Source organism: Acinetobacter sp. UBA3106, assembly GCA_002365595.1.
Classification (GTDB): domain Bacteria; phylum Pseudomonadota; class Gammaproteobacteria; order Pseudomonadales; family Moraxellaceae; genus Acinetobacter.
In genome coordinates this window covers 1-12,889 of sequence record DFAM01000024.1, presented here as the reverse complement: position 1 = coordinate 12,889, position 12,889 = coordinate 1, and the positions used below count along the sequence as shown (strand labels likewise).

Sequence of the window (12,889 nt, the reverse complement as noted above, 5' to 3'; positions counted from 1 at the left end):
TGTGTTTAACTGATCACTCACCCTCCTTTAAAACAACACCACTCACACAAAAATCGGCAATCTGTTTGACAAAATAGTCTTTATACGCCTGATCAAACCTGACATTTTTAGAAGGATTCAAAGGTTCAATCACCACAAAAGTCATTGCGCCAACGACGCACAGCGCTGCGGTATTTAAATCTTCAAATCCAAACTCACCATTGATTTTACCTTCGGCAAGTATTTCATTAATGCTTTGTTTAATCAGTTGCTTGCTGCGAAAACGCTCATGTTCCAGCAAAGGATCGACAGGCTCGAACATCAGCGAATACGCAAGTTGGGGGCTATTCAATGCACGTCTAACGAAAGTCGTCACTGCCTTGTGTAATTTTTCAGATGCAGAAAGATCACTTGCAGCAATGTTATTCAAAATTTGAATTTCATACTGAATGGCTTCTGACAATACTTCAATTAATACCTGACTTTTGTTATCAAAATAACGGTAAACCAGACCACTGGATACGCCTGCACGTTCAGCAATCGCCTGAATTTGCGCATCTTTAAAGCCCCCTTGAGCAATCAGTTCACGCGCAGACTGCAAAATCGTTTGACGATTTTGCTCCATTCGTTCCTGCATCAATGATGATCTTTTATAACTCATAATCTTATTCTCAACCAGATAAAATGAATTGTAAATCATTTTGTGAATTTATATTCACTTTTTTAAAAAATAGTTGTATTGTAAAAATCAAGCACAACAAAAATGCTTTTGGAACAACAAATATAACCATCAGGATGAATGAAGAAATGAATCTACAAAGTTTAAATTTCGGTTTGGATGAAACGCTAATTGCCCTTAAAGATTCAATCGCAGCATTCTGTGCAAAGGAGATTGCACCGATTGCCCAGCAAGTTGACCAAGACAATAAATTCCCTGCTCACCTTTGGAAAAAGTTTGGTGATATGGGACTGCTTGGCCTGACTGTAAGCGAGGAATACGGTGGAACTAACCTCGGTTATTTGGCCCATATTATTGCCATGCAAGAAATTTCCCGTGCATCAGCATCGATTGGCTTGTCCTACGGCGCACATTCTAACTTATGCGTAAACCAAATTAAGCGAAATGGTAGCGAAGAACAAAAGCAAAAGTATTTACCTAAACTGATTTCCGGTGATTTTGTTGGTGCCTTGGCGATGTCAGAGCCGAATGCCGGATCAGACGTGGTGAGCATGAAATTAAAAGCCGAAGATAAAGGTGATCATTACCTGCTGAATGGTTCAAAAATGTGGATTACCAATGGTGGCGACGCTGACGTATTGGTGGTGTATGCCAAAACTGATCTTCAAGCCGGTTCTAAAGGCATGACGGCTTTTTTAGTTGAAAAAGGCATGTCGGGTTTTAGCCATGGTACTCATCTGGATAAATTAGGCATGCGCGGTTCAAACACCTACCCGCTTTTCTTCGACAATGTAGAAGTGCCGAAAGAAAATGTGCTGGGTGGCGTGGGTAACGGTACCAAGGTATTAATGAGCGGTTTGGACTATGAACGTGCAGTTTTAAGTGCCGGTCCACTGGGCATTATGGATGCCTGTATGGATACCGTGATTCCTTATATTCATGACCGTAAACAGTTTGGTCAGGCGCTGGGGGAATTCCAGTTGATGCAAGGCAAAATTGCCGATATGTATTCCACTTGGCTGGCATGTAAAGCGCTGGTTTATGCCGTAGGCGCTGAATGTGACAAGGCTGAACATAGCCGTAGCTTACGTAAAGATGCAGCAAGTGCCATTTTATATGCGGCTGAAAAGGCCACCTGGATGGCAGGTGAAACCATTCAAACTTTAGGCGGCAATGGTTATATCAACGAATTTGCAGCGGGCCGTTTATGGCGCGATGCCAAACTTTATGAAATTGGTGCAGGAACTTCTGAAATCCGTCGCATGCTGATTGGTCGCGAACTGTTTAATGAAACAGCTTAAATCACGATTCATAAGCACACTGAATAACAAGGAAGTTCGAAGATGAATACATTACAAAGCAAAATTAATATTCGAAGCGAAGATTTTAAAACCAACCAGGCTGCCATGCAGATTTTGGTCGATGATTTAAAACAAAAAGCGCAACAGATTGCTTTAGGCGGCGGTGAAAAAGCCCGTGAAAAACATTTGGCTCGCGGCAAACTGTTACCGCGTGAACGGGTTGATCATCTGATTGATGCCGGAACTGCCTTTTTAGAAATTGGGCAATTGGCGGCTTATAACGTCTATCCCGATGATGTGCCTGCTGCCGGTGTGATCGCCGGAATTGGTCAGGTGAATGGCGTCACCTGCATGATTGTGGCCAATGATGCGACGGTAAAAGGTGGCACCTACTATCCGCTGACGGTGAAGAAACATTTACGTGCCCAAGAGATTGCAGAACAAAACCATTTACCGTGTATTTATCTGGTCGATTCAGGCGGTGCTTATTTACCGATGCAGGATGAAGTATTCCCGGATCGTGATCACTTCGGCCGTATTTTCTATAATCAGGCGCGTATGTCGAGCCAAGGGATTGCCCAGATTGCGGTGGTGATGGGTAGCTGTACTGCAGGTGGTGCGTATGTGCCCGCCATGTCGGATGAAACCATTATTGTGCGTAATCAAGGCACCATTTTCCTCGGTGGTCCGCCATTGGTGAAAGCCGCGACTGGCGAAGTGGTCAGTTCTGAGGACTTGGGTGGCGGTGATGTGCATACCCGCCTTTCTGGGGTAGCCGATCATTTGGCTGAAAATGATGAACATGCGATTGCGATTGCCCGCAACATCGTGGCGAACTTAAATAAAAAACCCAATAAAACCGCAGATCAAATTGAAGCGCCATTATTTGATGCAGATGAGCTGTACGGCATTGTACCCAGTGATGCGCGTAAACCTTTTGACGTACGTGAAGTGATTGCCCGTATTGTCGATGGTTCACGTTTTGATGAATTTAAAGCCCGCTTTGGTACGACCTTGATTACAGGTTTCGCTGAACTTTTTGGTATGAAAGTCGGCATCATTGCCAATAACGGCATTCTGTTTTCGGAATCTGCACAAAAAGGTGCGCATTTCATTGAACTGTGTACCCAGCGCAATATTCCCCTGCTCTTTATTCAGAATATTACCGGTTTTATGGTCGGTCGGCAGTATGAAAATGAAGGCATTGCCAAAAATGGTGCCAAACTGGTGATGGCGGTTGCCAATGCCAATGTGCCTAAACTGACTCTGGTGATTGGTGGTTCATTTGGTGCCGGCAACTATGGCATGTGTGGTCGTGCCTATTCTCCACGTTTCCTGTGGACCTGGCCTAACTCGCGTATTTCGGTGATGGGCGGTGAACAGGCTTCAAGCGTATTGTCTACCTTAAAACGCGATCAGATTGAACAAAAAGGTGAAACTTGGTCAGCCGAACAGGAAGATCAATTCAAACAACCGATTCGTGATCAATACGAGCGCCAAGGTCATCCTTATTATGCTTCAGCGCGTCTTTGGGATGACGGTGTGATTGATCCTGCACAAACGCGTCAGGTCTTGGGCTTAAGTTTGGCAGCGGCGCTGAATGCACCGATTTTACCAACCAAATTTGGCGTGTTCCGCATGTAAGGGTGAAAAGAATGAGCTATCAATTTTTACAGCTCGAACAACAGAATCAGGTCGCGACAGTCTGGATTAACCGTGCTGAACTGCACAATGCCTTTAATACCCAGGTGATTGAAGAACTGCATACCTGCTTTCAGTCGTTAAATGACCGTGACGATATACGTGTCGTGGTTTTGGCGGGTCGAGGCAAGAGCTTCTCGGCCGGCGCCGACCTGAACTGGATGAAACAGGCTGGACAAGCTTCGCAAGCAGAAAATGAAGCCGATGCGCTGAAACTGGCGAAAATGTTGCAAAGTTTGGCGACTTTAAAACAGCCAACCATTGCTCGGGTACACGGCATTGCTTTTGGTGGTGGTATGGGTCTGGCTTCAGCTTGTGATATCTGTATTGCCAGCACCGATGCTAAGTTTGCCACTTCCGAGGTTCGTCTAGGTTTGGCGCCTTCCACCATTAGCCCTTATGTGATTCGCGCCATTGGTGCGCGTCAGGCTTCGCGCTATTTCTTAACCGCAGAACGCATCACTGCCGAGCAAGCGCAAAAAATTGGTCTGGTGCATGAAGTCACGGCTATTGAAGAACTGGATGGCAAGATTGATGAAATTGTTCAAGCCTTGCTCTTGGGTGGCCCTGAAGCACAGACATCATCCAAACAACTGATTCAACTGGTCGACCAACAGGTTCTAACCGAAGAATTACTGCTGCAAACAGCGCAACATATTGCTCATGTACGCCAAGGATTAGAGGCAAAAAATGGCTTGAGTGCTTTTTTAGATAAGCAAAGTCCTTCCTGGATTATCCCTACAGCACAACAATAATAAGGATCATACAATGTTTGAAAAAATCTTAATTGCAAACCGTGGTGAAATCGCCTGCCGTGTGATTCGTAGCGCAAAAAAACTGGGAATCGCAACGGTGGCGGTCTATTCCGATGCCGATGCACAATCACAACACGTGAAACTGGCCGATGAAGCGATCTATATTGGTGAATCCCCTGCGGCACAAAGTTATTTACAGATTGATCGCATTATTCAAGCCGCTGTAAAAACTGGCGCACAAGCCATTCACCCGGGTTATGGTTTCTTGTCGGAAAATGACCAGTTTGCCGAAGCCTGCCAAGCCCACAACATCACTTTTATTGGTCCACCAGTCGCAGCCATTTTAGCCATGGGTTTAAAAGCGACGTCTAAAGCCTTGATGGAAAAAGCCGGTGTTCCGCTTACACCAGGTTATCACGGCATCAATCAGGATGCTGATTTTCTCAAACAACAGGCTGATGGCATTGGCTATCCAGTGCTGATTAAAGCCAGTGCCGGTGGCGGTGGTAAAGGCATGCGTCTGGTTGAACGCAGTGAAGATTTCTTGGGTTCACTGGCTTCTTGTAAAAGCGAAGCCAAATCCAGCTTTGGTAATGATGAAGTCTTAATTGAACGCTATGTGATTAATCCACGTCATATTGAAGTACAAGTATTTGGTGACTCACACGGCAACTATGTTCATTTATTTGAACGGGATTGCTCGGTACAACGCCGTCATCAAAAAGTGCTTGAAGAAGCACCTGCACCACTGGTTGCGCAAGATAAACTCGATGCCATGCGTCAAGCCGCGATTGATGCTGCACGTGCGGTAGATTATGTCGGTGCAGGCACAGTCGAGTTTATTGTGGAGCAAGACGGAACCGCGTATTTCATGGAAATGAATACCCGTCTACAGGTTGAACATCCGGTCACTGAGATGATCACCGACGTTGATCTGGTGGAATGGCAATTGCGTGTTGCCTTTGGCGAGCCATTACCAAAACAGCAAGATCAGTTAAAAATTCATGGCCATGCCATTGAAGCACGCGTGTATGCAGAAGAACCGGAAAAAGGCTTTATTCCTGCCATTGGTCAGATCAGCTATCTGCACTATCCAGAACAAAATCAGCATGTTCGCGTCGACAGCGGTATTGTTCAAGGCGATGAAATCAGCAGTTATTACGATCCGATGATTGCCAAACTGATTGTCTGGGGTGAAAACCGTGAAGCCGCTTTATTGCAAATGCATCATGCCTTAGGACAGTTCCATGTCGATGGTTTGGGCAACAATATTGCCTTCCTGGACCGCATCATTCGTTGTGACTCTTTTAAAAATGCCAAACTGGATACCAACCTGATTCAGCGCGAAGATGAATTTTTGTTTAAAAATATTCAATCACTGCAACCTGAGTTGGTCGTGGCAACGGCATTGACCGAGTTATTGTTGCGTTTTAGCAAAAACAAGCCAGCGAGCAATCCGGTTTGGCAAAGTGAAACGCTATGGCGCGTCAATATCAGCCCAAGCTATGCCATTAAATTAAAGCTCGATGAAGCACTTTTTCAAGTCAATTTAAGCGCTGAAAAAGAAGGTTTTGTTGCTGAATATCAAGGTGAAAAATTTCATATTTCTGGACAGCTATTCAATAGCAATACTGCGCATTTCAAGATTAATGGCAAACAAGACAAAATTGCGTTTAGTCAAAATGCACACGGCCTCACTATTTTCAAAAATGGTCAAAGCCACAAGTTTGCTTATTTGAATCAGAAATTCAGTTCTGAGGATGCGCAAAGTACTGAAGGCAATTTAAAAGCACCGATGCCAGGCGTGATTACCCAAGTTCTGGTTGCGGCGAATGATCAGGTGAAAAAAGACGATGTGCTGATGACCCTTGAAGCCATGAAAATGGAATATTCAATTCGTGCACCGCATGACGGTATCATTGCAGCGTCCTATTTCCAGGCCGGTGACCAGGTCAAAGCCGGTGATGAACTGGTGGAGTTTCAGGCTCTGGCGGAGGAAGTTGCATGACTGATTTCGTCAAAATTGTAGAGGTCGGGCCACGCGATGGCCTGCAAAATGAAAAGACGCCGCTGACGCTAGATGACCGGAAAAATCTGATTCTGGCTTTAATGAAAACTGGTTTGCAGGCGATTGAAGTAGGTTCCTGTGTTTCGGCGAAATGGGTGCCGCAAATGGCAGACAGTGATGTGCTGTTTGCCCAATTGCCGCAAGATCCGAATATTCAGTTCAGCTTACTTACTCCAAACCTGAAAGGTTTCGAATCTGCACTGGCTGTGGGATGTAAAGAGGTTGCAGTGTTTACCGCAGCTTCTGAAAGTTTTACCCGCAAAAACATCAACTGTTCCATTGATGAAAGTTTTGAGAAGTTTACCGATGTGATGGCAGCAGCCAAAGCCAATGATATCAAGGTTCGCGGTTATGTGTCCTGTATGGTCGATTGCCCTTATGAAGGCGCTATTGATCCACAGCAAGTTGCCAAAGTCAGTAAACGCTTATTGGACATGGGCTGCTATGAAGTGTCCCTGGGAGAAACCATCGGTACAGCGACTCCCGATCGGGTGAAAAAGGTGTGGGAGGTTTGTCTTGCCGAATTAGACAGCCAGGTTTTGGCCGGTCATTTTCATAATACTTACGGCATGGCAATTGCCAATATCTATCAATCGCTGAATCAAGGCATTCGGATATTTGACTCTTCAATTGCCGGTCTAGGCGGTTGCCCCTATGCCAAAGGGGCTTCGGGAAATGTGGCCACGGAAGACTTGTACTATTTATTGTCCAAGATGGGTTTTGAAACTGGTATTCACCTGGATGCCTTAATGCAGGCCAGCCGTAACATTAGTCAGGTATTAAATCGTAATAATCCATCGAACTATGCCAATGCCTATTGGCAAACAAAGTGTGCTTAAAACTAAACTGCATGATTTTTTCATGGTTAAAAAGTCATGCAGAAAATTTATAAAAAGTTGCAATTCGGTCATACCTAGGACTGACCAGAAATAAAAAGAGGGATCAAATGCCAAATAAAGTTTATGAAAATGCACAGGCTGCATTACAAGATATTGTTCAGGATGGTCAAACCCTGGCGGTCGGCGGCTTCGGTTTATGTGGTATCCCGGAAGCACTCATTGCGGCACTCAAAGACACAGGCGCCAAACAACTGACCTGTATTTCCAACAATGCTGGCGTGGATGGTTTCGGTTTGGGTCTTTTGCTGGAAACCAAACAAATCAAAAAAATGATTTCATCTTATGTGGGTGAAAACAAAGAATTTGAACGCCAGTATTTAAATGGTGAACTGGAAGTCGAACTGACTCCGCAAGGGACACTGGCTGAAAAACTTCGTGCTGGCGGTGCCGGTATTCCGGCCTTTTTTACCCAGACTGGTGTCGGCACTTTAATTGCCGAAGGTAAAGAAGTTCGTGAATTTGAGGGCAAAGAATATATTCTGGAAAATTCCTTAACTGCCGATATCGCGCTGGTCAAAGCCTATAAAGCCGATAAAGCCGGGAATCTGATTTTCCGTAAAACGGCACAAAACTTTAATCCGGTCTGTGCCATGGCGGGAAAAATCAGCATTGCTGAAGTGGAAGAAATTGTCGAAATTGGTGATTTGGATCCCGATGAAATTCATCTTCCCGGCATTTATATCAACCGGATTGTTTTAAATAATAATCCTGAAAAACGCATCGAACAAATGACATTAAAAGCGGAGGCTGTATAAATGGCTTGGACTCGTAATGAAATGGCACAGCGTGCCGCTTTGGAACTGGAAGATGGGTTCTATGTCAATTTAGGCATTGGCTTACCGACACTGGTCGCAAACTATATTCCTGAAAATATGGATGTCTGGTTACAGTCAGAAAATGGCCTGCTCGGGATTGGTGAATTTCCAACGCAGAAAACGGTCGATGCAGACCTGATCAATGCCGGCAAACAAACGGTCACTGCCCGCAAAGGCGCGGCATTTTTCTCTAGCGCTGACTCTTTTGCCATGATTCGTGGCGGTCATGTCAACATTGCCATTTTAGGTGCCATGGAAGTTTCCCAAACTGGCGATTTGGCCAACTGGATGATTCCGGGCAAAAAAGTCAAAGGCATGGGCGGTGCCATGGACTTGGTCGCAGGCGTACAAAAAGTCGTGGTATTGATGGAACACTGCGCCAAAGATGGCACGCCAAAAATTGTAGAACAATGTGCCCTGCCGCTGACCGGTAAAGGCGTGGTACACCGGATTATCAGTGATTTGGGTGTAATGGATATTACCGCTGAGGGGGTCAAACTGGTGGAACTGGCGAAAGACGTCAGCTTTGATGAGATTCAAAAAGTGACCGGTGTAAAACTGCTTCAGTAATGCCGTCTTGATGTGATCTTCTATTCTCCATTTCCCCTTAAAGCTGACTAAAGTTTTAAGGGGAAATAATTTCTGGCATGGATTTTCCTGCTTTAAAAATAAAAGTTTCAACTATAAAAAGGACATTAAAAGTATGGATAACTCGCAGATGCCCGATGCGTTCTAACCGATGTGCCGTCTGTCTGACATAATGTTCTGCAACCGGACTGAGTTGCAAAAATAATCAGATCATCATTATTTAAAAATGCCGCCTCAACCGGTGGCTTTTTTTCCATCAAAACCTCAATTTAAGCATTTATTTTGATTCTGCTGATCAATCTAGGTGGCTAATTTATTAATAGCTTCAAGTGTAAATTGCTATAATCATCAATCTTTTTATCTTCCCAGAACCTGCCCTGACAGCTTCTTAGCACTACATATGTCTAGAAATCTTGCAACATTGATCGGTTTTAGTGCAATTTTGCAATGGTCTTCAATTGTGGGTTTACTGAAAAAAATCAGTGCCAGTATCGGTGCAGATTTGGCGGTCACTCTGATGTATAGCTTCAGTGCCTGTATCCTGTTGCTGTTATTTGGTATCCCCACATTAAAGCAGGTTCCCAAAAGTTATCTCATTTTTGCAGCCGTTCTCTTTGTCATTTATGAGCTGTGTTTTTCATATGCGATTGCCCTGTCGCAAACACCACAACAAGCGATTGAAGTAAGCCTGGTCAACTATTTATGGCCGAGTTTAACTATAGTCATGCTGATTATTTTTAAAGAAATCAAGTTTAATGGTTTCGTTGTGGCGGGCTTAGCCATCAGCTTATTGGGAATTGTACTGACGCAAACCGGCAACCAGTCGATGAGCTGGGCGACCCTTTCAGAAAATATACAAATCAATCCGACCAGCTACCTGCTGGCTTTTCTGGGTGCAAGCCTGTGGTCACTGTATTGTGTGATGACCAAAAAATATAGCCAAGGACATAATCCGATTGCTCTGTTCTTTGTGGCCATTACTTTGGTGCTCTGGACTAAACTGTTTTTCACTCATGACTTCACCGCAATCCCGCACTTTGATCTCAGCACATGTCTATATATATTGCTGGTGTCCTGTGTCACTGCGCTTGGCTATGCCGCCTGGAATGTCGGCATTATTCAAGGCAATATCACCATTTTATTGACCTTGTCCTATTTCAGTCCTATCTTTTCTACCTTAATTTCCATGCTGATTTTACAAACCCGGCTGTCGAGTGAATTTTGGCAAGGGGCAATTTTAGTGACCATTGGTTCTTTTATCTGCTGGATTTCCACCAATTGGCAAGCGATCAAAGTAAAACTGTACGGGTTTTTTAAAATTTCATGAATTGCAAGCAATAGCCAACTGCCTTATATGAATAAAAAAATTATTTAAAAAGTGGCATCCATTTTGCTTAACAGTATTACGTTTTATAAAATTTGTAATATTGAGGGGCAACACTATGAGTTACGTTGCACGTGAACTCAGTCAAAGAAATAAATTGCTGTTTGGCTTGGGGTCTTTTTTAATACCAATTCTGATCTGGTGTGCAGTAAGTTACTTGCCCTTTATTTGGCATCCACAAATTCAAATTACCCACTCAGGCAGTGTTGCCTATTTTCAGGTCGAAAGCCGGATCGATAAAGCGGTGTTTTATGCAGAAGCGCAAAATGCGGTCAATGCAGGCGCTGAACCGCCGCAAGGCTTGCTGGTCAATCCAATCTATTTACCTGCACCGCATGAAGTGGCCAAAGCTCTAGTAACCGCATTTATTACTCCACCGGCTCAAGCGGATGCACCCTGGTTTCATCAAAGTCTTTGGCACAGTATCAAGCTGGTATTTAGTGCCTTTTTCATTGCTTCGCTGATCGGTATTCCATTAGGAATCCTGTGCGGTTTTTCACAAAAAATATCTCAGCTGACTGAACCCTTTGTCGAGTTCTTCCGTTACTTGCCTGCTCCAGCCTTTGGTGCATTGGCAGTGGCTATTTTAGGGATTAACGATGCACCAAAAATTGCCATTATTGTGATTGGAACCCTGTTTCAGCAAATCCTGATTATTGCCAATACCACCCGCATGGTCGATCGTGGCCTGATTGAAGCGGGTTTTACCTTGGGCACCAATAAATTCAAAAGCCTACTGCATGTGGTGATTCCTGCCGCCCTGCCTGAAATTTACCGCAATCTGCGTGTGCTGCTCGGCTGGGCATGGACTTACCTGATCGTAGCAGAACTAATCGGCAGTACCTCCGGGATTACCTGGTTCATTACCCAGCAAGCCCGTTATCAGAACTTTGATAATGTCTTTGCCGCGATCCTGATCATTGGGGTGATTGGTCTGCTTTGTGATGTGATTTTAATGAAACTGGGACAACGCTTATTTAAATGGAAACCGGGAGCCAACTGATGCAAAACACTGAATTTAATACCCGCGAATACTTTGACAAGATTTATAGCCGTCCGGTGATTCTGGAAGCGAAGCAATTGACGCAAAAATTCAGTCATGGCAAAACCGAGCGTACGGTTTTAAATGCACTAAATTTGAAAATTCATAAGCGGGAGTTCATCTGTGTGATTGGGCCTTCCGGTTGCGGCAAGTCAACCTTTAGCCGTGTAGTCGCCGGTCTGGATCCTTATAGCAGTGGTGAGATTCTGGTGGATGGCCAGCCGATTACCCGCCCAAGTCCAGAGCGTGGCATGGTGTTCCAGGGCTATACCCTGTTTCCATGGAAAACCGTCAAGGAAAATGTCATGTTTGGCCCGCGCATGAAAGGCCAAAGTAGTGCAGCGGCCGAAGCGCAGGCACGTGAATGGATCAATATCATTGGTCTGGAAAAGTATGAAAACCAGTATCCGCATGAGTTGTCTGGCGGGATGAAACAGCGTGTCGCGATTGCCCGGGCTTTGGTCAATGAACCGAAAATCCTGTTGATGGATGAACCTTTTGGGGCACTTGATCCACATACGCGGCAAAAAATGCAGCGTCACCTGATGGACCTGTGGCAAAACATTGATATCACCATTATTTTTGTGACCCACGATATGGATGAAGCCATTTTACTGGCCGACCGTATTGTTGCACTGAAAGCCAATCCGGGTGAAATCAAGGAAATTATTGAAGTTGATCTACCTCGTCCACGCCATCCAGACGTCATGCTTAGTCCTGAATTTAAACAGTTAAGACAACATGTCGATTATCTGGTGCATGCTGAAGAAGATGAATTGGATCCGGCACTGGCAGAACTGCCAGTCATTCCGCGTATGACCAAGGTCAGCAGCAATAAATAATCTTATTCAAAATGCCTTCAGGACGACCCGAAGGTTTTAATCGCTGTGTTGGACGACCAACATTAGAGGTGATTGTCATGCAAGCGCAATATGTACTCCCACTGGTTGATATTTCAAAATTACAAAGTCCGGATTTAGCCGATCGTATTGAAGTTGCTCATGCTCTGGATCATGCCTGTAAAGAAGTCGGATTTCTTTATCTGCAAGGTAGCCAGTTTAATTTTGATTACGCCAAAGCCCTGATTGAAATGACCCAGTCCTATTTTTCTCAGGATCTGGACACCAAAATGCAGCACTATATTGGCAAATCAAAAAACCATAGTGGCTATGTGCCGATTGGCGAAGAACAGTTTGCCGGCAACAGTTATGACTTAAAAGAAGCCTATGATGTCAATTATGATTATCAGGGGGTAAGAAAAGGCTGTCCTTTACTTGGGCCTACCTTATGGCCAGACCATCCGGATTTCAAGTCTATTGTCAGCCAATACTACAGCCATCTGCGTGAGATCAGCCAGCAGATTTTTTCTGCTTTTGCACTGGCCTTGGGCGTTCGTGAGGATTTTTTTGAAAGCAAAATTACTGATGCACCAAGTCAGCTACGCTTGATACATTATCCCTATAATCCAGAAGTGAAAGACGCCGAAGGGATTGGCGCACATACCGATTACGAATGCTTCACCTTGCTGTTACCCACCGCGCCCGGCTTACAGGTTTTGAATAAAGCCGGTGAATGGATCGACATTCCACTGATTGAAAACACACTGGTGATGAATATCGGTGACATGATGGAAATTCTGTCAAATGGTAAATATCTCGCCACCAAGCACCGCGTGAAA

At 44.6% G+C, this 12,889-nt stretch carries 12 protein-coding genes; 11 read left to right on the top strand and 1 reads right to left on the bottom strand.

All coding sequences use genetic code 11. From position 1 onward, the window contains the following. Window positions 1–13 precede the first annotated feature (13 nt). Window positions 14–640 carry a TetR/AcrR family transcriptional regulator gene (locus B4C48_RS13170; RefSeq protein ID WP_291357249.1) on the bottom strand — a complete coding sequence of 209 codons (627 nt, stop codon included), beginning with the start codon at window positions 638–640 and terminating at the stop codon, window positions 14–16. A gap of 146 nt (window positions 641–786) precedes the next feature. Between B4C48_RS13170 and B4C48_RS13165 the strand changes: the two genes are divergently transcribed. From B4C48_RS13165 to B4C48_RS13115, 11 genes are all read left to right on the top strand, one after another. Next, window positions 787–1,959, top strand: coding sequence for an isovaleryl-CoA dehydrogenase (locus tag B4C48_RS13165; RefSeq protein WP_291357247.1), 1,173 nt, complete (start codon window positions 787–789; stop codon window positions 1,957–1,959). A 42-nt stretch (window positions 1,960–2,001) separates the two neighbouring features. Continuing rightward, on the top strand, window positions 2,002–3,603 hold the full coding sequence (locus tag B4C48_RS13160) for a carboxyl transferase domain-containing protein (protein WP_291357245.1): 1,602 nt from the start codon (window positions 2,002–2,004) through the stop codon (window positions 3,601–3,603). Window positions 3,604–3,614: 11 nt separating this feature from the next. Continuing rightward, window positions 3,615–4,415: an enoyl-CoA hydratase/isomerase family protein gene (locus tag B4C48_RS13155; protein WP_291357242.1), complete on the top strand. Its 801-nt coding sequence runs from the start codon at window positions 3,615–3,617 to the stop codon at window positions 4,413–4,415. Window positions 4,416–4,428: 13 nt separating this feature from the next. Beyond that, window positions 4,429–6,423, top strand: coding sequence for an acetyl-CoA carboxylase biotin carboxylase subunit (locus B4C48_RS13150; RefSeq protein WP_291357240.1), 1,995 nt, complete (start codon window positions 4,429–4,431; stop codon window positions 6,421–6,423). Then, window positions 6,420–7,322, top strand: coding sequence for a hydroxymethylglutaryl-CoA lyase (locus B4C48_RS13145; RefSeq protein WP_291357238.1), 903 nt, complete (start codon window positions 6,420–6,422; stop codon window positions 7,320–7,322). Before B4C48_RS13150 ends, B4C48_RS13145 begins: the two co-directional genes overlap by 4 nt. A 107-nt stretch (window positions 7,323–7,429) precedes the next feature. Next, window positions 7,430–8,137: a CoA transferase subunit A gene (locus tag B4C48_RS13140; RefSeq protein WP_291357236.1), complete on the top strand. Its 708-nt coding sequence runs from the start codon at window positions 7,430–7,432 to the stop codon at window positions 8,135–8,137. Next, window positions 8,138–8,767, top strand: a complete 630-nt coding sequence (locus tag B4C48_RS13135) for a CoA transferase subunit B (RefSeq protein WP_291357234.1) — start codon at window positions 8,138–8,140, stop codon at window positions 8,765–8,767. 418 nt (window positions 8,768–9,185) lie between these two features. After that, a complete protein-coding gene (gene yddG, locus B4C48_RS13130) occupies window positions 9,186–10,112 on the top strand; it encodes an aromatic amino acid DMT transporter YddG (RefSeq protein WP_291357233.1) in 927 nt (308 codons plus the stop codon). A 115-nt stretch (window positions 10,113–10,227) separates the two neighbouring features. Beyond that, window positions 10,228–11,172 carry an ABC transporter permease gene (locus tag B4C48_RS13125; RefSeq protein WP_291357231.1) on the top strand — a complete coding sequence of 315 codons (945 nt, stop codon included), beginning with the start codon at window positions 10,228–10,230 and terminating at the stop codon, window positions 11,170–11,172. Beyond that, window positions 11,172–12,053: an ABC transporter ATP-binding protein gene (locus B4C48_RS13120; RefSeq protein WP_291357230.1), complete on the top strand. Its 882-nt coding sequence runs from the start codon at window positions 11,172–11,174 to the stop codon at window positions 12,051–12,053. Before B4C48_RS13125 ends, B4C48_RS13120 begins: the two co-directional genes overlap by 1 nt. 77 nt (window positions 12,054–12,130) lie before the next feature. Next, on the top strand, window positions 12,131–12,889 hold a 759-nt coding region (locus B4C48_RS13115), incomplete at its 3' end, for an isopenicillin N synthase family dioxygenase (protein ID WP_291357229.1).

Bases quoted from the DNA above. Each gene is read 5' to 3' on its own strand.
- B4C48_RS13170 (WP_291357249.1), bottom strand. From the start codon at position 640: ATGAGTTATAAAAGATCATCATTGATGCAGGAACGAATGGAGCAAAAT.
- B4C48_RS13165 (WP_291357247.1), top strand. From the start codon at position 787: ATGAATCTACAAAGTTTAAATTTCGGTTTGGATGAAACGCTAATTGCC.
- B4C48_RS13160 (WP_291357245.1), top strand. From the start codon at position 2,002: ATGAATACATTACAAAGCAAAATTAATATTCGAAGCGAAGATTTTAAA.
- B4C48_RS13155 (WP_291357242.1), top strand. From the start codon at position 3,615: ATGAGCTATCAATTTTTACAGCTCGAACAACAGAATCAGGTCGCGACA.
- B4C48_RS13150 (WP_291357240.1), top strand. From the start codon at position 4,429: ATGTTTGAAAAAATCTTAATTGCAAACCGTGGTGAAATCGCCTGCCGT.
- B4C48_RS13145 (WP_291357238.1), top strand. From the start codon at position 6,420: ATGACTGATTTCGTCAAAATTGTAGAGGTCGGGCCACGCGATGGCCTG.
- B4C48_RS13140 (WP_291357236.1), top strand. From the start codon at position 7,430: ATGCCAAATAAAGTTTATGAAAATGCACAGGCTGCATTACAAGATATT.
- B4C48_RS13135 (WP_291357234.1), top strand. From the start codon at position 8,138: ATGGCTTGGACTCGTAATGAAATGGCACAGCGTGCCGCTTTGGAACTG.
- yddG (WP_291357233.1), top strand. From the start codon at position 9,186: ATGTCTAGAAATCTTGCAACATTGATCGGTTTTAGTGCAATTTTGCAA.
- B4C48_RS13125 (WP_291357231.1), top strand. From the start codon at position 10,228: ATGAGTTACGTTGCACGTGAACTCAGTCAAAGAAATAAATTGCTGTTT.
- B4C48_RS13120 (WP_291357230.1), top strand. From the start codon at position 11,172: ATGCAAAACACTGAATTTAATACCCGCGAATACTTTGACAAGATTTAT.